The following is a 19,714-nucleotide window of genomic DNA, read 5'->3' as shown; positions in this document are numbered from 1 at the left end:
AAGGGAACGCATGGGCTCTCTGCTCCCGCCGCCGCGCCGTTTCACCAGGGCCTGGGCACTCGTGCTGGCCATCCCGTTCCTCGCCGGTCTCGCCGCCCTCACGCTCACCCCGTCGCGGATCGAACAGGCGATGCCGAACCTGCTCGACGTGGTCCTGGGCGTTGCGCACCGCCTCGGCTGGAATTCGCTCGACTTCACGCGTCTCGAGATCATCGCGAACATCCTGGTGTTCGTCCCCGTCGGCATCCTGGCGTTCGTGCTGCTCCCCCGTCGTGTCTGGCTGCTCGCCCTGCTGGCAGGCCCGGTGCTGTCCGTCGCGATCGAGACCGCGCAGCGCGTCGCTCTGCCGCACCGCGCGGCGACCGTGACCGACGTCCTGGCCAACTCCACCGGAGCGGCCGTCGGTGTCGCGCTGGCAGTGCTCTGCACGGTCCTGGTCGCCCGACGCTCCTCACAGGATTCACCTTCTAGGCTGGAGGCATCATGAACGCGCCCGCACTCGTCGCCTTCGACCTCGATGACACGCTCGCCCCGTCCAAGGGTGTGATCGACCCGCGGATCGCCGATCTTCTCCGCGCCCTCCTCCGCACGGTCGACGTCGCCATCATCTCCGGCGGCAACGAGGCACAGTTCCGTTCGCAGGTCGTCGCGCGTCTCGGTGATGCGGACGCCGCAGACCTCGCACGCCTTCACCTGCTGCCCACCTGCGGCACACGCTATCTCCGCCACGACGGCACCGACTTCACGTCGGTCTACGCGCACGACCTCAGCGATGAGGAGAAGCGTGCCGCACTGACGGCGCTGCGTGAAGAGGCCGAGCGTCTCGGGCTGTGGGAGGCGGAGCCCTGGGGCGAGATCCTCGAAGACCGCGGCTCGCAGATCACCTTCTCGGCGTTGGGGCAGCGCGCCCCTCGCGAGGCCAAGCACGAGTGGGACCCGACCGGGAGCAAGCGCGGTGCCCTGCGCGACGCCGTCGCCGCCCGTCTTCCTGGACTCGAGGTGCGCTCGGGAGGATCCACCTCGATCGACATCACCCAGGCCGGGATCGACAAAGCGTTCGGCATGCGGCAGCTCGCTGCGCACACGGGGATCGCCCTGACCGACATGCTGTTCTACGGCGACCGCCTCGACGAGGGCGGCAACGACTACCCCGTGCTGGCCATCGGCGTGCCTTCTGTGGCGGTGGACGGCTGGGAGGACACGGCCGACAAGCTCGAGGTGCTGCTGCGCGCACTCTGACCTCGCGGGTCGGCGCACCCCGCCCGCCGAGGGGCCCTAGCATGTCGTCATGGATGCGCTGCTGATCGTCATCATCGTCGCCGCGGCCGCGAGCGCCGTGTGCTGGATCCTGTCGCTGATCACGCGAGACACGTCGTGGGTCGACCGCGCCTGGTCGATCGTGCCCGTCGTGTACGTCTGGATCTTCGTGGCCGGCGCCTTCGCCGACGGCGACGGTTCCGCCCGCGTGGTGATCATGGGCGTGCTCGCCACCGCCTGGGGGGCACGCCTCACCTTCAACTTCGCGCGCAAGGGCGGCTACACGGGCATGGAGGACTACCGCTGGGCGATCCTGCGTGGCCGCATGCGTCCGTGGCAGTTCCAGGTCTTCAACGCGCTGTTCATCATCGTCTATCAGATGACTCTGCTCGTGCTGATCACCCTCCCCGCGCTGGTCGCGGCGGAGAACCCCTCCGCCCTCACGGTGTGGGACGCGGTGTTCGTCACCGCATTCCTGGGGTTCCTGGTCGGTGAGACCGTGGCCGACCAGCAGCAGTGGCGCTTCCATCAGCGCAAGAAGCAGGCCGGCGGCACCCTAGAACCCGGGTTCGCGACCACCGGGCTGTTCCGCTACAGCCGGCACCCGAACTTCTTCTTCGAGCAGGCGCAGTGGTGGGCCTTCTACGCGATCGGAGCCACGGCAGCGGTCACGGGCGGTGCAGGTGTGATCGGCGGCGCGGTGAATCCGACGATCGTCGGCCCTGTGCTGCTGACCCTGCTGTTCCTCGGATCGACGATCTTCACCGAGTCGATCACGGCCTCGAAGTACCCGGCGTATGCGGAGTACCGCCGGACGACGTCCATGCTGGTGCCGCTGCCACCCCGCACCCGCGCGGTGGCCCCGCAGTCCTGATCACGGGGCCACCGCTCGGTCGTCTCTCTCAGTGCACGCGAGCCTCGGAGGCCGCGCGCGAGACCGGGACCAGGCGCGTCAGCTGCGTGACGTGACCTGGCTCGAGCTCGGCGAGCGAAGACACGCCGAGCAGTCGCATCGTCCGCTCGATCTCGCTGCGCAGGATCGCGATCGTCCGGTCGACGCCCTGACGACCGCCGGCCATCAGACCGTAGAGGTAGGCGCGCCCGATCAGCGTGAAGTCCGCACCGAGCGCGACGGCGGCGACGACGTCGGCGCCGTTCATGATGCCGGTGTCGATCATGACCGTGAAGTCGTCGCCCACCGCCTTGCGGACTTCGGGCAGCAGGTGGAACGGAATGGGGGCACGGTCGAGCTGACGGCCGCCGTGGTTCGACAGCACGATGCCGTCGACCCCCTCGTCGCGCAGCCGCACGGAGTCCTCCACGTTCTGCACGCCCTTGATGATGATCTTGCCTGGCCAGATGTCACGGATGACCGCGAGGTCGTCATAGCTGATCGTCGGATCCATCGCCGCGTCCAGAAGCTCGCCGACCGTGCCGCCCGTGGTGCTCAGCGAGGCGAACTCCAGCTTCGGCGTCGTCAGGAAGTCGAACCACCACCAGGGGCGCGGGATCGCGTTGATGATCGTGCCCAGGGTGAGCTGCGGCGGGATGCTGAACCCGTTGCGCTTGTCGCGCAGTCGCGCACCGGCGACGGGAGTGTCGACGGTGAACTGCAGGGTGTCGAAGCCGGCGGCCGCCGCGCGACGGGTGAGTTCGTACGAGATCTCGCGGTCGCGCATGACGTAGAGCTGGAACCAGTTGCGCCCGTGCGGGTTGGCGGCCTTCACGCCCTCGATCGACGTGGTGCCGAGGGTGGAGAGGGTGAACGGGATGCCGGCGGCAGCCGCCGCGCCCGCTCCGGCGACCTCGCCCTCGGTCTGCATCAGGCGTGTGAAACCCGTCGGAGCGATGCCGAACGGCAGAGCCGACGGACCGCCGAGGATCTCCACGCTCGTGTCGACGTCGGGCGCAGGGCGCAGGATCCCCGGGTGGAACTCCACATCCTGGAAAGCCTGACGCGCCCGCGTGAGGGAGAGCTCACCCTCTGCGGCGCCGTCGGTGTAGTCGAACGCCGCCTTCGGGGTCCGGCGCTTGGCGATCGTCCGCAGATCGTTGATCGTCAGCGCGGCGTCGAGGCGGCGCTTCCTGCCGTCGAGCTCCGGCTTCTTGAACTTCATGAGCTCGAGGAGCTCAGCGGGGTTGGGGAGCTGGCGCTGCACCATGGTCTGCCTCTCGGTTCGGGGATGAGATGTCGCGGGTGAGGCCCGCAGACGTGTAATAGCCGGTGATGTGCGTGCGCACGAGGGCGCGAGCGGCGTCGACGTCGCCGGCATCGATCGCCGACACCAGGGCGCGATGCTCCGCACGGAGGCTCGCGGCCATCGCCTCCCAATCCGGGATCGCGGAGACGCCCGCCTGCACGTAAGACTCGATCGAGGAACGCAAGCCGGCCATCATCGCGGCGATGACCGTGTTCCCGCTCGCCTCAGCGAGGGAGAGGTGCAGCTGGGCGTCGAGCGCGAGGAACTCCTCCGGCGCGAGCTCCGGGGCATCCATCGCCTGGAGCAGCCGATGGGCGTGCGCTGTGTCGCGCTGCGGGGCCGCGGCCATCTCGGCGACGACGGCGTCTTCGAGCACGAGTCGCGTGCGCACGACGTGATCGAGGGGGAAGCCCTGAGCCGCGACCTGCAACCGGAGCAGGGCCGACATCCCCCCGGTCGGAGTGGCGATGACGATCGCACCGGACTGCGGGCCCGACCCGGTCGCGGTGCGGATGAGGCCCATGACCTCGAGGACGCGGAACGCCTCGCGCACGCTCGATCGACCGACGCCGAGAGCAGTGGCGAGGTCGCGCTCCGATGGCAGGCGGTCGCCCGGCCCGAGGCGGCCGTCGAGGAGGTCGCGCTCGATGTGCTCGAGCACGAGCTGCCATGCGCGCGTCGGCTGGTCGGCCATACGTCCTCCTGTGGTCTGACCACAGGCTACCCCGTGTGGTCAGACCACGCAAACGAGCGCACCCCGCAGACGGGATGCGCTCGGACGACGTCGGAGGGATCAGCCCAGGCGGCCGCCGGACTCCTCGAGGTAGCAGGTGCCGCACAGCGACTCATAGGTGGTGAGCTCCGGCGACGCGGTGCCGACCGCACCCTCATCGATCGCGACCTGGTCTCCGTCGAACACGAATCGTCCTCCGACGACGCGACCGTTGAACACGGCCTTCCGCCCGCAGCGGCAGATCGTCTTGAGCTCCTCCAGCGAGTGCGCGATCGCCAGCAGACGCGCGGATCCGGGGAACGCATGGGTGAGGAAGTCGTTGCGGATGCCGTAGGCCATGACCGGGATGCCGTCTTCCACTGCGATGCGGAAGAGGTCGTCGACCTGGCTCGGAGTGAGGAACTGCGCCTCGTCGATGAGCAGGCAGGCCACATCGCTCGGCCTGCCGGGAAGCAGCGCGTCGTCGGACGCATGCTGCAGCCGCTGCCGGTGCTCCGCGAACAGCACGCGCGCGTCGTCGTCGGGAGCGATCAGGAAGTCGACAGGGCGGGTGACACCGAGCCTGCTCTCGATCTCCGACGCCCCCTTGGTGTCGATCGCCGGCTTCGCCAGCAGCACGTGCTGCCCGCGCTCCTCATAGTTGTACGCCGCCTGGAGCAGAGCGGTCGACTTGCCCGAGTTCATCGCGCCGTAGCGGAAGTAGAGCTTCGCCACGGTGCGACCTCAGACGTTGATGCCGAGGGCGGCGGCGGTCGCTTCGGTCGACTCCTCCGCCAGCGCCGCATCATCGTTCAGCTTCTTGCCGAAGGTGGGGATGAGCGCACGAAGGTCGGGCTCCCACCCGGGATACTCCGCCGGGAAGCACTTCTTGAGCAGGTCGAGCATGATCGGCACGGCCGTCGACGCGCCGGGCGAGGCCCCGAGAAGACCGGCGATCGACCCGTCCGAGGCTGCGACGACCTCGGTGCCGAACTGGAGGATGCCGCCCTTCTTCGGGTCTTTCTTCATGACCTGGGCACGTTGTCCCGCGTCGATGAGCGTCCAATCCTCATCCTTCGCCGTGGGCATGAACGTGCGCAGGCTGTCGACCTTCTTGGCGTGGTTCTTCAGCAGCTCGCCGATCAGGTAGGTGATGAGGTCGGGGTTCTTGACGGCGACCTGCAGCATCGGGAGAAGGTTGTGCGCGCGCACCTGCGACACGATGTCGAGCATCGAGCCGTTCTTCAGGAACTTGGGGCTGAACGTCGCGAACGGACCGAACATGAGCGAGGACTCGCCGTCGACGACGCGCGTGTCGAGGTGCGGCACCGACATCGGCGGCGCGCCGACCGACGCCTGGGAGTAGACCTTGGCCTTGTGCTGCGCGACGATCTTCGGGTTGCTGGTCTTGAGGAACTGGCCGCCGATCGGGAAGACGCCGTAGCCCTTGATCTCGGGGATGCCGGAGTTCTGCAGCAGCTTGAGGGCCCAGCCGCCGGCGCCGACGAACACGAAGCGCGCTCTGACCTCGTTCGGGGTGTGCCCGATGCTGTTGCGGTACTTGACCAGCCAGGTGCCGTCCTTCTGCTTCTTCAGGCTGCGCACCTCGTGGTTCGTGCGCAGCGTGACGCCGGAGTCGGTGAGGTGGTCGAAGAGCTGATGCGTGAGCGCGCCGAAGTCGACGTCGGTTCCCGCCGGCACGCGGGTCGCGGCGAACGGCTCACCCTTGCGCCGATGCTGCATGAGCAGGGGCGCCCAGGTGTTGATGACGCGGGAGTCCTCGCTGTACTCGATTCCAGCGAACAGCGGCTGCTCCTTGAGGACCTCGTAGCGGGCCTTGAGGTAGGCCACGTCCTTCTCGCCGCGCACGAACGTCATGTGCGGGGTGGCGTTGATGAAGGTGGACGGCGCGTCGAGCACGCCCTTCTCCACCAGCGACGACCAGAACTGACGGCTCTGCTGGAACTGCTCGTTGATCGACACCGCCTTGGCGGGGTCGAGCGGGGCATCGCCCTGCTGCGGCATGTAGTTCAACTCGCACAGGGCGGCGTGACCCGTGCCGGCGTTGTTCCACGGGTTCGAACTCTCCTGGGCCACATCCGAGAGTCGCTCGAACGCGACGATCTTCCACTCCGGCTGCAGCTCGTGCAGCAGAGTACCCAGGGTGGCGCTCATGATGCCACCGCCGATCAGGACGACATCGACGTTTTCAGTCACCGAACCAGTCTAGTTCGCGGGCGCGCCGCCGCAGACCATGCGACGGCATCGGAGCGCGGGGACTCAGCTCACCGGCGCGAGACGCTCCGCGAGCACCTCGGCGATCTGGACGGCATTCAGCGCTGCGCCCTTGCGGAGGTTGTCGTTGCTGACGAAGAGCACGAGCCCCTTGCCCTCGGGCGCGGACTGGTCGGCGCGGATCCGGCCGACGAAGCTCGGGTCCTTGCCTGCGGCCTGGAGCGGCGTCGGCACCTCGTCGAGCACGACACCGGGCGCCGCGCTCAAGACCTCGCGAGCACGCTCCGGCGTGATGTCGCGCGCGAACTCGACGTGGATCGAGAGCGAGTGACCGGTGAAGACCGGGACCCGCACGCACGTACCGGCGACGCGGAGGTCGGGGAGCTCGAGGATCTTGCGGCTCTCGTTGCGGAGCTTCTTCTCCTCGTCGGTCTCGTTGTCGCCGTCGTCGACGAGGTTGCCGGCGAACGGGATCACGTCGAACGCGATCGGGGCGACGTACTTCTCGGGCTCGGGGAAGTCGATCGCGGAGCCGTCGTGCACGAGCCGCAGGGTGTCGCCCTGCGCGAGGACGCCCTCGACCTGGCCGAGCAGCTCCTGGGCGCCGGCGAGACCGGAGCCGGACACGGCCTGATAGGTGGACACGATCAGACGCTCGAGGCCCGCCTCCGCGTCGAGGACCTTGAGCACCGGCATCGCGGCCATCGTGGTGCAGTTCGGATTCGCGATGATGCCCTTGGGCCGGTCGTCGATCGCGTGCGGGTTGACCTCGCTGACGACGAGCGGCACCTCGGGGTCCATCCGCCACGCGCTGGAGTTGTCGACGACCACGGCGCCGGCGGCGGCGAAGCGCGGTGCGTAGGCCCGGCTCGCGGTGGCACCGGCGGAGAACAGGGCGATGTCGATGCCCGCGGCATCCGCCGTCTCGACGTCTTCGACGATCACGGTCGCGCCGCCGAACTCGATCGCGGTACCGGCGGAGCGCGCCGAGGAGAACAAGCGCAGATCGCGGATCGGGAAAGACCGCTCGGCGAGAATCTCGCGCATCACGGTGCCCACCTGGCCGGTGGCGCCGACGATGGCGACGGAGAGTCCTGATTCGGAGATGCGGGTCATGAGGTTCCTTGGCGTCGTGCGGTACTGCGTACGAGGCTTCGGGCGCGGCGTCGGGATGCTGAGGCTGCGCCTGGCGCCGGTGTCAGGTTTCGGTGAGTCTATCGCGGTCGGATGCGGCTGGGGGCCACCCGCATGTCGCCCCGGGCACCGATGAAGTTCCATCTCGAGAACAGGCCATCACGCGGGATCAGGCGGATGTCGGCCGCGCGCGCCTGATTCGGCGGGATCGCCTGATGCGACAGCCGTGTGAGAAGGAGGTGCCGGGTCGGATCAGCGGCCGGTGCCGGCGTGGACCGTGGCCTCGGCGTCGCCGTCGAGACCGTAGGCGGTGTGCACGGTGCGCGCCGCCTCGGTCAGGTCGGTGTCGCGGAGCACCACCGAGATGCGGATCTCCGACGTGGAGATCATCTCGATGTTGATGCCGCCGGCTGACAGCGCCTCGAACAGGGTCGCCGAGACACCGGAGTGCGTGCGCATCCCCGCGCCGACCACCGACAGCTTGCCGATCTGGTCGTCGTGGATGAGGTTCTGGAAGCCGACCTCGGTCTGGTCGCCGGCGAGGGCCTTGAGCGCCGCGGCGGCATCCGCCTTCGGGACGGTGAAGGAGATGTCGGTGCGTCCGGTGGCCGACACGTTCTGCACGATCATGTCGACGTTGGCGCCGGACTTGGCGACGATCTTGAAGATCTCGGCGGCCTTGCCCGGAACGTCCGGCACGCCCGCGACCGTGATCTTGGCCTGGCTGAAGTCGGTGGCTACGCCGGCGACGATCGGTTCTTCCATGACTGCTCCCTCGGCTTCGCGAGGGTTCTTCATGCCCTCGCCCAGAACGTATGTACCCTCGGCCGACGAGAACGTCGACCGAGCGTGAATCAGGACGCCGTGACGGCGTGCGTACTCGACAGCGCGGATGTAGAGCACCTTGGCGCCGTTGGCGGCGAGCTCGAGCATCTCCTCGCTGGAGACGTGATCGAGCTTCTGCGCCTTCGGGATGACGCGCGGATCGGCGGTGAAGATGCCGTCCACATCGCTGTAGATCTCGCACACGTCGGCGTCGAGCGCGGCGGCGAGGGCGACGGCGGTGGTGTCGGAGCCGCCGCGACCGAGCGTGGTGATGTCGCGGGTATCGCGGTTGAAACCCTGGAATCCGGCGACGATCACGATCGCACCCTCGTCGAGCGCTTCGCGCAGACGGATGGGGGTGACGTCGACGATGCGGGCCGCGCCGTGCTGCGAGTCGGTGATCATGCCCGCCTGGCTGCCCGTGAACGAGCGGGCCTCGAAGCCCATCGAGTGGATGGCCATGGCCAGCAGCGCCATCGAGATGCGCTCCCCGCTGGAGAGGAGCATGTCGAGCTCGCGCGGCGCGGGGATGGGCGCGACCTCATTGGCGAGGTCGAGCAGCTCGTCGGTCGTGTCGCCCATGGCACTGACGGCCACGACGACGTCGTGTCCGGCGCGACGGGTGTCGACGATGCGCTTCGCGACGCGCTTGATGCTCTCTGCGTCGGCGACGGACGAGCCGCCGTACTTCTGCACGATGAGGGCCACGTTCACTCCCTGGGATGTCGGGCGGATCCGCCCACGCTCATTCTACGGAGCAGGCGTATGCCCCGTCGCGCATGTGTCGCCCGCGCGCGGTGCCGAGCGGATGCGGGCGCGGGGGTCAGGGGGTGGGAGGGAGAGCCTCGGGGGTGACGGGGCGGAGACGCCCGCCGGTGGCCGCGAACCAGCATCCGATGATGATCAGCGGGAACCCGATGAGCAGCCCCGGCGTCAGAGGTTCGGCGAGCACGATCGCTCCGAGGACGATCGCGACCACCGGGTTGACGTAGGTGAACAGCGGGGCGCGGGCCGGTCCGACCTCGCGGATGAGAGCGAAGAACGCCAGGAACGCCACAGCCGTGCAGATCACCGCGAGAGCGAGGAGCGCGACGATGGACGGGAGCGTGGGGAGCTGATGTTGGGTCAACGCGCCGATCGGCAGGTAGAAGACGCCGATCATCAGCAGCGACAACGTGATGGTGCCCAGCGAAGGGACGTCGTTCAGCTTGCGCGCCACGATGAACGGGGCGATCGCGTAGAACACGGCGACCAGCAGGACCTCGCCCGCCGCGAGCAGACTGACCTCGCCTCCGAAGAGCCCGGGGCCCGCCACCACGATCGCGACGCCGACGAACCCGACGAGCAGGCCGATACCTCGAGCAGGCCGGAGCACCCCGCGGTCGCCTCCGCCGAGAGCGATCAGCGCAGCGAACAGCGGAACGGTCGCCACGAGCAGGCCCGTCATGCCGGATGGGAGCGTCATCTCGGCATGGCCGAGCAACAGGAAGGGGCCCGCCATCTCCACCGCGCCGAAGGCCAGCACCCACGGCCAGTGCCTCAGTGCCGCACGCAGCGCCCCGCTCCGGATCGCGAACGGCAGCAGCAGGAGTGCCGCGAGGAGTGTGCGCCCTGCAACGATCGCCGGCGGCGAGAACGACTCGACCGCGACGCTGATGAACAGGTAGGGGACGCCCCACAGCAGAGCCATGGCCCCGAACAGCAGCCAGCCGCGACGAGAGAAGCCGGCGCTCGGGGTCACAGGACGCGCCGGCCCTCGAACGCCCGCCCGAGTGTGACCTCATCGGCGTACTCGAGGTCGCCACCGACGGGCAGCCCCGACGCGAGCCGCGACACCGTGATCTGCATCGTGGTCAGCAGACGGCTCAGGTAGCTCGCGGTCGCCTCCCCCTCGAGGTTCGGGTTCGTGGCGAGGATCACCTCTTGCACGGTGCCGTCGGCGAGTCGCGTCATGAGCTGGGCGATGCGAAGGTCGTCGGGCCCGATGCCCGCGATCGGGCTGATGGCACCGCCGAGCACGTGATAGAGCCCGCGGAACTCGCGCGTCCGCTCGATGGCCGCGACGTCTTTCGCGTCTTCGACGACGCAGATCAGGGCCTGGCTGCGACGGGGGTCTCGGCAGATCGCGCAGCGCTCCTGTTCCGCGACGTTCCCGCAGATCTCGCAGAACCGCACCCTCGTGCGGATCTCGCTGAGCAGCTCGGCGAGACGCGCGACGTCGAACGTCGGCGTCTGGAGGATGTGGAACGCGATCCGCTGGGCGGACTTGGGGCCGATGCCGGGGAGTCGACCGAACTCGTCGATCAGCTCTTGAACGATGCCGTCGTACATCAGGAGAACCTCGTCGGGGGCTCGTAGGGCTCTTCGCGAAGGAACGTCGCGCCGAGCACCTGGCGGATCACGGCCTCCCCGTAGCGCTGGACTCCCCCGACCGAGGGAGCGCGCTCGACGACGACCGGAGCCGATACCGTCGAGCGCTGCGCCTGCGGAGCGGCGCGCTCGGGAGCGGCGCGCTCGGGAGCGGCGCGAGGGGTCAGCGGCGGCTCATACGAAGGGTCGTACGGCGGCTCGTCGTCGAACGCCGGCGCCTCGTCGTCTCCGGGGAGCGGGGGCTCGTCGCTGTCGACCGCGCCGTCGGAAGGCGGGATCGGAGCCGACGCCGCCGCCTCGACCTCTTCGGGCTCCTCATCGACCGGAAGCGGCGACGAAGGAACGGACGGACTGCTCGATGTTTCGGCCTGAGCGGTGGGGATGGGAGCGACCGCCCATTCCGTCACCGGGGATGCCGAGGCGCTGCGGACTCGCGGCAGGGAGGACCCCGCTGACGCAGGCTCCGATGCAGGAGCGGAATCGGCGGGCGCAGAGGGTCGGGACGCTGCTGACTGCCGCGGTGCACCACCGGCCGGCATCGGCGCGGGGAGGTATTTGACCCGCACACCGAGCTCGTGCTCGATCGCGGAACGGAGGTGGTCGGACGGCCCTGAGCCCGGAGTCGTGCCCTTGAACTTCGCGACGTCGTGCTGGCTCGTGAACCCGAGGGTCAGCACCTCGGTCTCGGTGACGTAGGCCAGCGGCTGCACAGCCGTCGCCAGCAACCACGACGTGCGGCTGATGCCCTCGAGGCGCGTGAGCACCGCAGGCCACGACGCGGTGATGCGCTCGAACGTCACCGGCCCCTGAGGGATGCTCGGCTCCGCGACGGGTTCCGGGGTCGGAGTCGCGGCACGATCAGGGGTCTGGCCCTGCTCCGCGGCAGTGTCGGCCGCCGGAGCTGCCGCAGGTGCCGGAGCTGCCGCAGGTGCCGGAGCGGCAGCAGGTGTCGCGTCCGTCGCAGCCGGTGCGGGAGCGGGAGCGGATGCCGGAGCAGCCGCGGTCGGCGCAGCGGCGGCCGCGCGCGTCGGTGCGGCACCACGATCGAGCGCGGGGGTCGCTGCAGCCGGGGCCGCAGCATCCGGCGCCCCGGCGAGCACTCGCGCCACCATGAGCTCGAGGTGCAGACGCGGCGATGTCGCACCCGACATGTCGTCGAGTGCGGTGCTGACCACATCGGCCGTACGCGAGAGTCGCGCCGAGCCGAAGGCCTGAGCCTGGCCGCGCATACGCTCCAGGTCGTCTTCGGCGATGCCGCGCAGGACGGCCGAGGCCCCCGCGCCGACGGCGGCGATGACGATGAGGTCGCGCAGACGCTCGAGCAGGTCGTCGACGAAGCGGCGAGGGTCCTGACCGGTCTGCACGACGCGGTCGATGGCAGGGAAGGCGGAGGCCGCATCCCCTGCGGCGAGCGCGTCGACGATCTCATCGAGCAGGGCGGCATGCGTGTACCCGAGGAGGGAGACGGCGCGGGCATAGCCGACAGTGACGGTCTCGGAACCGGCCGGCGCATCGGAACCGGCGATCAGCTGGTCGAGCAGCGAGAGCGTGTCTCGGGGGGATCCTCCGCCGGCGCGGACCACGAGCGGAAGCACGCCCTGCTCGACGATCACGCCCTCTTCGGCGCACAGCTTGGCGATGTACTCGAGCATCGCGGCAGGCGGCACGAGTCGGAACGGGTAGTGGTGCGTGCGGGAGCGGATCGTGCCGAGCACCTTCTCGGGCTCGGTCGTCGCGAAGATGAACTTGACGTGCTCCGGCGGCTCTTCGACGAGCTTGAGCAGCGCGTTGAACCCCTGCGGGGTGACCATGTGCGCCTCGTCGAGGATGAAGATCTTGAAGCGGTCGCGGCTGGGCGCGAAGGTCGCCCGTTCGCGCAGATCACGCGCGTCGTCGACGCCGTTGTGGCTCGCGGCATCGATCTCGACCACGTCGAGGGAGCCGCCTCCGGCACGGGACAGCTCGACGCAGCTCGGGCAGGTGCCGCACGGGACGTCGGTCGGGCCCTCGGCGCAGTTCAGGCAGCGCGCGAGGATGCGGGCCGATGTCGTCTTGCCGCAGCCACGGGGGCCGGAGAACAGATAGGCATGGCCGACCCGGTCTCCGCGCAGCGCCGTCATGAGGGGATCGGTCACCTGCGACTGCCCGATCATCTCGCCGAACGTCTCGGGTCGGTAGCGGCGGTAGAGGGCTGTGGTCACCACAACAGCCTAAGGCGTGCCACCGACCTTCGGCGGGCCGAGCGATCAGTCGATCGGCTCGATCACCGGGATCGCCGTCGTGATCACGGGGACGGATGCGGACATGCGCGTCCCGTCCTCGCGGCGGGCGTCGGCGAACTGCCGCAGCGTCGGTCGTCCGGGGATCCGCGGACCCTGATCGGCGAGCGGCACGACGGCCGCATCCTCCACGGTCGCGAAGTACGCGGTGTCTCGCACGCTGAACGGCACCGGGGGGCCGCTGCGCACCTGCACGCGCAGCTCGTCCCTGGTGACGGTGACGTGCAGCGTCGATCCCTGCCACTGCAGCGGGAACGACAGCGACGGCCAGTCCGCGGGCAGCCGAGGGTCGAAGCTCAGGTCGCCCGCGTAGTCGCGCATGCCGCCGAAGCCGCACACCAGCGCGGTCCACACCCCGCCGGCCGAGGCCACGTGCACGCCGTCAGCCGCGTTGTGGTGCAGGTCGTGCAGGTCGACGAAGAGCGACTGCTCGAAGTACTTCTGCGCGAGGTCCTGGTAGCCCACCTCGGCGGCGAGGATCGACTGGACGACCGCCGACAGCGTCGAGTCGCCCGTTGTCAGCGGATCGTAGTAGTCGAAGTCCGCCTTCTTCTCCTCCGGCGTGAAGTGGTTGCCCTGCAGGAACAGCGCGAGCACGACATCCGCCTGCTTGAGCACCTGGAAGCGGTAGATGACCAGCGGGTGGAAGTGCAGCAGCAGGGGCCGCTGCTCGGCAGGCGTGTTGGCGAGGTCCCACACCTCGCGCTCGAGGAACAGCGAGTCCTGGGGATGGATGCCGAGACCCTCGCTGTAGGGGATGTACATGGCCTCCGCCGCGCGCTCCCACGCCTCGGCCTCGCCGACACCGAGCCCGGTGCGGTCGACCAGCTTCACGTAGTCGTCGGGGTAGCTCTGCCGGATCTCGCGCACGACCTTGGCCGCGTAGCGGAGGTTGTAGCGTGCCATGACGTTCGTGTAGAGGTTGTCGTTCACGACGGTCGTGTACTCGTCGGGACCGGTGACGCCGTGGATGTGGAACGTCTCCAGGCCGTCGCCGGCGTCCGCCTCCTCCACCAGGCGTGTCGCGCGCCAGAAGCCGAGAGTCGCCCACAGCCGCGCTGTCTCGATCGCGATGTCGGCGCCCTCGCGGCGCAGGAACTCCTCGTCGCCCGTGGCGCGCACGTACTTGCCCAGTGCGAAGCTGATGTCGGCGTTGATGTGGTACTGCGCGGTGCCGGCTGCGTAGTACGCCGAGGCCTCCTCGCCGTTGATCGTGCGCCACGGGAAGAGCGCGCCGGCTTCGTTGAGCTGCGCGGCGCGACGACGAGCGGCCGGCAGCATCTTCACTCGCGCGCGGAGCGCGTTGTACGCCCACCGCGGCGAGGTGTAGGTGAGGAAGGGGAGCACGTAGATCTCGGTGTCCCAGAAGTAGTGGCCGCTGTAGCCAGAGCCCGACACGCCCTTGGCAGGCACGCCGGCACCATCGGCGCGGGCGGATGCCTGCGCGAGCTGGAACAGGCACCACCGCGTGGCCTGCTGCAGGTCGTCGCGTCCGCCGATCTGCACATCGCTGCGCTCCCAGAACGCGTCGAGCCACTCCCGCTGCCGCGTGAAGACCGTCTCGACGCCCTCGTCGGCAGCGCGGTCGAGCGAACGACGGCAGCGGTCGACGAGCTCCCGCGGAGGCACCCCTCGCGAGGTGTGGTAGCTCACGAGCTTGGTGACAGTGATCGGGACGCCCGCCTTCGCCTGCACGCGGAAGACGTTCTTCGCGATGTCGGGCTCCACGAGCGTCCGGGCGTTGTACTCGTTCTCGGTCTCGACGACGTGGTCGGCGACGACGGCGACCGTCATCCCGGAGTCCGCAACGCGGTAGGACAGCGCGGAGCGCAGCCCGTCCTGCCAGTGTTCGGCCGGCTCCAGCACGCGATCGGCGATCTTCTCGGCCTTGCGAGGGTCGAACGCGGCGCCCTTGGTGCCGATCGGCGTGCCCGCGTACACCCCGGCGCCGTCCTGCCGGTTCAGCAGCTGACAGCTGATCGTGACCGGCGCGTCGGAGTTCTCCACGACGACCTCGAGCCGGAGGACGGCGAGATGGCGCTCCTCGAAGCTCACGATGCGCTCATCGCGCATCCGCACCCGCTTGCCCGACGGCGTCTCCCACACCACGTGGCGCTCCAGCACCCCGGTGCGCATGTCGAGGGTGCGCCGGTACTCCCGCACGTCCGCGTCATCGAGCGAGATCGGCTCGTCGTCGACGTACACGCGCATGACCTTGGCATCCGGGGCGTTGACGATCGTCTGTCCGACCTCCGCGAAGCCGTAAGCCTGCTCCGCGTGCCGGATCGGCCAGGTCTCGTGCAACCCGTTGATGAACGTGCCGTGCTCCTGGGCGCCGCGACCCTCGATGTGGTTGCCCCGAAGACCGAGGTAGCCGTTGCCGACGGAGAACAGCGTCTCGCCGACGCCCTCCTCCGAGTAGTGCGTGTCGATCAGGCGCCACGGGTCGACGGGGAAGCGGTCGCGATCGATCATGCGGTCTCCGGGGTATCGGTGCGGGAAGCGGGGATGAGGACGGCGAGGTCGTCGACCACCACGGTGGCGCCTGCCGCGCGGAGCGCGTCGGCACCCGCGCCGCGGTCGACGCCGACGACGTCAGCGAAGCCGGCCGCCGCGGCCGAGGCGGCGCCGGAGGTGGCGTCTTCCACGGCGACGGAGCGCGAGGGGTCGACGCCGAGGGCGACGGCTCCGGCGGCGAACATGTCGGCGGCGGGCTTGGACGCGAGACCATCGCGTTCGGCGACGACGCCGTCCACGACGACCAGGAAGAAGGAGCGGATGCCGGCCGCCCCCAGGACCTCTTCGGCGTTCTTGGAGCTCGACACGACGCCCAGCGGGATGCCGGCCGCGTGCAGGCTCTCGACGAGCGCGAGCGAGCCGGGGTACGCCGCGATGCCCTGACCGCGCAGGGCTGCCGCGAACGCGGCGTTCTTGCGGTTGCCGATGCCGCACACCGTCTCCGCCGAGGGCTCGTCGTCGACCTGACCCCACGGCACTTCGACGTTGCGGCTGCGCAGCAGACTCGCGACGCCGTCGTAGCGCTTCTTGCCGTCGACGTAGTCGTAGTAGTCGGCATCCGTGTACGGCGGAGTGATGTCCCAGCGCGCGAACACGTCGTCGAACACGGCCTGCCACGCCCGCATGTGGACCTCGGCGGTCGGGGTGAGGACGCCGTCGAGATCGAAGAGCACGCCGTCGGCGTGGAACAGGTCGGGCAGTGCTTCTGGCACAGAGCCTCCAGGGAGAAGGGCGATCAGCGGGCCGGCACCTCTCCGTGCCACTGTGCCAGCGTAATGCGGTCGCGCGCCAGGGGGTAACCCCTGCGGGAGGGTCAGAGCAAAGCGGCGGTCTGACGCGCGATCTGCAGCTCCTCGTCGGTCGGCACGACGAGGACCGTCACGGCCGACGCGTCGGAGGAGATCCGGCGGATGCCGCGCTCACGGGCTTCGTTCCTGGTCCGGTCGATCTCGACGCCGGCGAACCCGAGCGTCGCCATCGCCGCGGCCCGCACGGGTGCCGCGTTCTCGCCGACGCCGGCCGTGAAGGAGATGACGTCCACTCCCCCGAGCTGCGCGATGTACGCGCCCGCATAGGCGCGCAGTCGATGAACGTACACGTCGAACGCGAGTGTCGCGGCGTCGTCCCCCGCCTCGACGCCCGCGAGGATGTCGCGCATGTCGCTGCGACCGGCGAGCCCCGCCAGACCGCTGCGGGTGTTGAGCAGCGCGTCGAGGTCGTCGATCGAGAGGCCGGCACGCCGCGAGAGGTGCACGAGCGCTGCGGGGTCGATGTCGCCCGACCTGGTCCCCATCACGAGGCCCTCCAGCGGGGTGAGCCCCATCGAGGTCTCCACCGACCGACCGCCGTCGACGGCGGTCACGGAGGCACCGTTGCCGAGGTGGAACACGATCTGCCGGAGCCCGGCGGGGTCGCGGCCCAGGAACCCTGCGGCCGCTTCGCTCACGTACTGGTGGCTGGTGCCGTGGAAGCCGTAGCGCCGCACCCGGTGCTCTGCGGCGAGCGCCGCGTCGATCGCGTACGTGTAGGCCGCGGGCGGGAGGGTCTGGTGGAACGCCGTGTCGAACACCGCGACATGCGGCACACGGTCGAACACGGCGCGCGCCGCGCGGATCCCGGCCAGGTTCGCGGGGTTGTGCAGCGGCGCGAGCACCGCGAGCTCGTCGATCTGCCGCTCCACATCGGCGTCGATCGGCGTCGGCGCATAGAAGCGGGCCCCACCGTGGACCACGCGATGACCGACTGCGACCGGAGGGTGCTCCTCGAGCGAGGGGCCGTGTTCGGCGAACTGCTCCCGCATGACCTCGAACGCCGTGGCGTGGTCGGGGATCGGACGCTCGCTGCGGTAGGTCGCGTCGAGCATGGTGGGCGCGGCCTCCGCCCCGCTCGCCGGCCGCACGGTGTGGGCGACCGGGCTCGCTTCCTGACCGATGCGCTCGATCAGCCCGTTCGCGAGCAGATCCTCCTGCTCGATGTCGATCAGGCTGTACTTCAACGAGGAGGACCCGCTGTTGATGACGAGGATCGCACTCACGCCGCAGCTCCCTGCGCCTGGATCGCCGTGATCGCGACCGTGTTGACGATGTCGTCGACGAGAGCGCCGCGGGACAGGTCGTTGATGGGCTTGTTGAGTCCCTGCAGCACGGGTCCGATCGCGACCGCTCCCGCGGAGCGCTGCACGGCCTTGTAGGTGTTGTTGCCGGTGTTCAGATCGGGGAACACGAAGACCGTCGCCCTCCCCGCCACGGCGGAGTCGGGGAGCTTGGCCTTGGCGACCGCCGCATCCGCCGCCGCGTCGTACTGGATCGGGCCCTCGACAGGCAGCTCGGGCGCGCGCTCGCGGACGAGGGCGGTCGCGGCGCGGACCTTGTCGACGTCGGCGCCCGACCCGGACTCCCCCGTCGAGTACGACAGCATCGCCACGCGCGGATCGATGCCGAACTGGCGGGCGGTCGTCGCGGACGAGATCGCGATGTCCGCGAGCTGCTCGCTCGTGGGGTCGGGGATCACCGCGCAGTCCCCGTACACGAGGACCCGGTCGGCGAGCGCCATCAGGAACACGCTGGAGACCACATTCACGCCCGGCTTGGTCTTGATGATCTCGAACGACGGCCGGATCGTATGCGCGGTCGTATGCGTCGCACCGGACACCATGCCGTCGGCGAGACCCGTGTGCACCATCATCGTGCCGAAGTACGACACGTCGGTCACGGTGTCCGCAGCCTGGGCGACCGTGATGCCCTTGTGGGCGCGCAGCCGCGCGTACTCGGCGGCGAACCGCTCGACCAGCTCGGGGTCGGTCGGGCTGAGCACCTGCGCCGCGGCGATGTCGACGCCGAGCTCGGCGGCGCGCGCACGGACGGACGCCTCGTCGCCGAGGATCGTCAGGTCGGCGATGTCACGCGCGAGCACCGTGGCCGCAGCGCGCAGGATGCGATCGTCTTCTCCTTCCGGCAGGACGATGCGGCGACGGTCGGCTCTGGCCCGCTCGATGAGGCCGTACTGGAACATCAGCGGCGTGACGACGTGCGCTTCGGCGAGCCCGAGCTGTTCCGTGAACTCGGCGATGTCGACGTGCGCCTGGAACAGTCCCAACGCCCGGTCGTAGCGACTGCGCGAGTCGGCAGAGATGCGCCCGCGGGTGCTCATCACGCGCACGGCCGTGTCGTAGGTGCCGAGGTCTGTCGTGATGATCGGCACTGACGACGCGAACCCGTCGAGCAGCTTCACGATCGGCTCCGGCAACGGGAAGGGGCCGTTGAGGATGATGCCAGCGATCCGCGGGAACGTCCCCGAGGAGTCGGCCAGCAGCGCGGCGAGCAGCACCTCGGTGCGATCCGCGGGAATCACGACGACGGCCTCTTCCGTGAGCCGCGGCAGCACGTTCACCATCGACATCCCCGCGACGACGATCGTCAGCGCCTCTCGCGTCAGCCGGTCGTCGTCGCCCTTGAGCAGGGTCCCGTCGACGGCGGCCAGGATGCCGCGGATCGAGGGGGCGACCAGCGCGCGGTCCTCCGGGATGGCCCAGACCGGGGTGCGCTCCTGCGGGAGGGCGGCTTCGACGGTCTCGACGATGGCGTCGAGGGCTTCGGGGTCGGCGCGGTTCACGGCAACGGCGAACAGCTCCGCACGTTCCTGCCTGAGCTCGGAGAGGGCGAGCGCGGCGATCTGGGCGACGGCAGCGGCGGTGCGGGCCGTCGTGGTGCCGAGCTGCTCGGCCTGGCGCTGCTGGTCGCGGCCGCTGAGCACGAGGAGCACGGGCGAGCCGAGATTCGCGGCGATCCTCGCATTGAACCCGTGCTCGGCGGGGCTGGCGACATCGGTGTAGTCGCTGCCGATGATCACGACCGAGTCGCACTGCGCTTCGACCGCCTTGTACCGCGCCACGATGGTCGCCAGTGCGGCCTCAGGGTCGCTCCGCAAGTCGTCGTAGGTCACGCCGATGCAGTCCTCGTAGTCGAGGTGAACACCGTCGTGGGCGAGCATGAGTTCGAGGATCTCGTCGCGATCGGTGACGGATCGCGCGATCGGACGGAAGACCCCGACCCGCGGCGATACGCGCATCAGGGCGTCGAGCGCCCCGAGGGCGATCGTGGACTTGCCGGTATGGCCTTCGGCCGAGGTGATGTAGATGCTCTGCGCCACGGCTTCAGCTTAGGCGCGGCAGCCTCCGCCCCTCC

General features: G+C 69.6%; 16 protein-coding genes. 3 read left to right on the top strand and 13 right to left on the bottom strand.

What is annotated here, in order from left to right:
* Window positions 1-10 precede the first annotated feature (10 nt).
* From AB0E56_RS08260 to AB0E56_RS08250, 3 genes are read left to right on the top strand one after another with little or no spacing between them, the layout of a single operon-like run.
* The gene (locus AB0E56_RS08260) at window positions 11-487 is read left to right on the top strand and encodes a VanZ family protein (protein WP_359798098.1); all 477 of its coding nucleotides are present in this window, start codon (window positions 11-13) and stop codon (window positions 485-487) included.
* Window positions 484-1,239, top strand: a complete 756-nt coding sequence (locus AB0E56_RS08255) for an HAD-IIB family hydrolase (RefSeq protein WP_359798097.1) — start codon at window positions 484-486, stop codon at window positions 1,237-1,239. The genes AB0E56_RS08260 and AB0E56_RS08255 overlap by 4 nt, the downstream gene beginning before the upstream one ends.
* A gap of 49 nt (window positions 1,240-1,288) precedes the next feature.
* Window positions 1,289-2,131 (top strand): DUF1295 domain-containing protein, encoded by an 843-nt coding sequence (locus AB0E56_RS08250; protein ID WP_359798096.1) that lies wholly within the window; start codon window positions 1,289-1,291, stop codon window positions 2,129-2,131.
* A 28-nt stretch (window positions 2,132-2,159) separates the two neighbouring features.
* Here AB0E56_RS08250 and AB0E56_RS08245 read toward each other — a convergent pair whose 3' ends face one another.
* From AB0E56_RS08245 to pta, 13 genes are all read right to left on the bottom strand, one after another.
* Window positions 2,160-3,419, bottom strand: coding sequence for an alpha-hydroxy acid oxidase (locus AB0E56_RS08245; protein ID WP_359798095.1), 1,260 nt, complete (start codon window positions 3,417-3,419; stop codon window positions 2,160-2,162).
* Window positions 3,388-4,152, bottom strand: coding sequence for an FCD domain-containing protein (locus AB0E56_RS08240; protein ID WP_359798094.1), 765 nt, complete (start codon window positions 4,150-4,152; stop codon window positions 3,388-3,390). Before AB0E56_RS08240 ends, AB0E56_RS08245 begins: the two co-directional genes overlap by 32 nt.
* Before the next feature lie 99 nt (window positions 4,153-4,251).
* On the bottom strand, window positions 4,252-4,905 hold the full coding sequence (locus AB0E56_RS08235; RefSeq protein WP_359798092.1) for a thymidine kinase: 654 nt from the start codon (window positions 4,903-4,905) through the stop codon (window positions 4,252-4,254).
* Between the two features lie 9 nt (window positions 4,906-4,914).
* Window positions 4,915-6,345, bottom strand: a complete 1,431-nt coding sequence (mqo, locus tag AB0E56_RS08230) for a malate dehydrogenase (quinone) (protein ID WP_359798274.1) — start codon at window positions 6,343-6,345, stop codon at window positions 4,915-4,917.
* Window positions 6,346-6,450: 105 nt separating this feature from the next.
* A complete protein-coding gene (locus AB0E56_RS08225) occupies window positions 6,451-7,521 on the bottom strand; it encodes an aspartate-semialdehyde dehydrogenase (RefSeq protein ID WP_359798091.1) in 1,071 nt (356 codons plus the stop codon).
* A gap of 270 nt (window positions 7,522-7,791) precedes the next feature.
* Window positions 7,792-9,072 (bottom strand): aspartate kinase, encoded by a 1,281-nt coding sequence (locus tag AB0E56_RS08220; protein WP_359798089.1) that lies wholly within the window; start codon window positions 9,070-9,072, stop codon window positions 7,792-7,794.
* 115 nt (window positions 9,073-9,187) lie between these two features.
* On the bottom strand, window positions 9,188-10,105 hold the full coding sequence (locus AB0E56_RS08215) for a DMT family transporter (protein ID WP_359798088.1): 918 nt from the start codon (window positions 10,103-10,105) through the stop codon (window positions 9,188-9,190).
* On the bottom strand, window positions 10,102-10,695 hold the full coding sequence (gene recR, locus AB0E56_RS08210) for a recombination mediator RecR (protein ID WP_017201469.1): 594 nt from the start codon (window positions 10,693-10,695) through the stop codon (window positions 10,102-10,104). Before recR ends, AB0E56_RS08215 begins: the two co-directional genes overlap by 4 nt.
* Window positions 10,695-12,935: a DNA polymerase III subunit gamma and tau gene (locus AB0E56_RS08205; protein WP_359798085.1), complete on the bottom strand. Its 2,241-nt coding sequence runs from the start codon at window positions 12,933-12,935 to the stop codon at window positions 10,695-10,697. Before AB0E56_RS08205 ends, recR begins: the two co-directional genes overlap by 1 nt.
* A 45-nt stretch (window positions 12,936-12,980) precedes the next feature.
* Window positions 12,981-15,488, bottom strand: a complete 2,508-nt coding sequence (locus AB0E56_RS08200) for a glycosyl hydrolase family 65 protein (protein WP_359798084.1) — start codon at window positions 15,486-15,488, stop codon at window positions 12,981-12,983.
* On the bottom strand, window positions 15,485-16,243 hold the full coding sequence (locus AB0E56_RS08195; RefSeq protein WP_359798082.1) for an HAD-IA family hydrolase: 759 nt from the start codon (window positions 16,241-16,243) through the stop codon (window positions 15,485-15,487). Before AB0E56_RS08195 ends, AB0E56_RS08200 begins: the two co-directional genes overlap by 4 nt.
* Window positions 16,244-16,344: 101 nt before the next feature.
* Entirely contained in the window at window positions 16,345-17,565 is a 1,221-nt protein-coding gene (locus tag AB0E56_RS08190) for an acetate kinase (RefSeq protein WP_359798080.1), read from the bottom strand.
* A complete protein-coding gene (pta, locus tag AB0E56_RS08185; protein WP_359798079.1) occupies window positions 17,562-19,679 on the bottom strand; it encodes a phosphate acetyltransferase in 2,118 nt (705 codons plus the stop codon). The genes AB0E56_RS08190 and pta overlap by 4 nt, the downstream gene beginning before the upstream one ends.
* Window positions 19,680-19,714: the final 35 nt, after the last annotated feature.

This window comes from Microbacterium sp. NPDC028030 (assembly GCF_040637855.1).
Taxonomy (GTDB): domain Bacteria; phylum Actinomycetota; class Actinomycetes; order Actinomycetales; family Microbacteriaceae; genus Microbacterium.
Note: the sequence above shows the minus strand (reverse complement) of the source record. Positions and strands in the feature narration are given on the sequence as shown.

Coding starts and splice junctions, on each gene's coding strand:
- AB0E56_RS08260 (WP_359798098.1), top strand. CDS start 11: ATGGGCTCTCTGCTCCCGCCGCCGCGCCGTTTCACCAGGGCCTGGGCA.
- AB0E56_RS08255 (WP_359798097.1), top strand. CDS start 484: ATGAACGCGCCCGCACTCGTCGCCTTCGACCTCGATGACACGCTCGCC.
- AB0E56_RS08250 (WP_359798096.1), top strand. CDS start 1,289: ATGGATGCGCTGCTGATCGTCATCATCGTCGCCGCGGCCGCGAGCGCC.
- AB0E56_RS08245 (WP_359798095.1), bottom strand. CDS start 3,419: ATGGTGCAGCGCCAGCTCCCCAACCCCGCTGAGCTCCTCGAGCTCATG.
- AB0E56_RS08240 (WP_359798094.1), bottom strand. CDS start 4,152: ATGGCCGACCAGCCGACGCGCGCATGGCAGCTCGTGCTCGAGCACATC.
- mqo (WP_359798274.1), bottom strand. CDS start 6,345: ATGAGCGCCACCCTGGGTACTCTGCTGCACGAGCTGCAGCCGGAGTGG.
- AB0E56_RS08225 (WP_359798091.1), bottom strand. CDS start 7,521: ATGACCCGCATCTCCGAATCAGGACTCTCCGTCGCCATCGTCGGCGCC.
- recR (WP_017201469.1), bottom strand. CDS start 10,695: ATGTACGACGGCATCGTTCAAGAGCTGATCGACGAGTTCGGTCGACTC.
- AB0E56_RS08200 (WP_359798084.1), bottom strand. CDS start 15,488: ATGATCGATCGCGACCGCTTCCCCGTCGACCCGTGGCGCCTGATCGAC.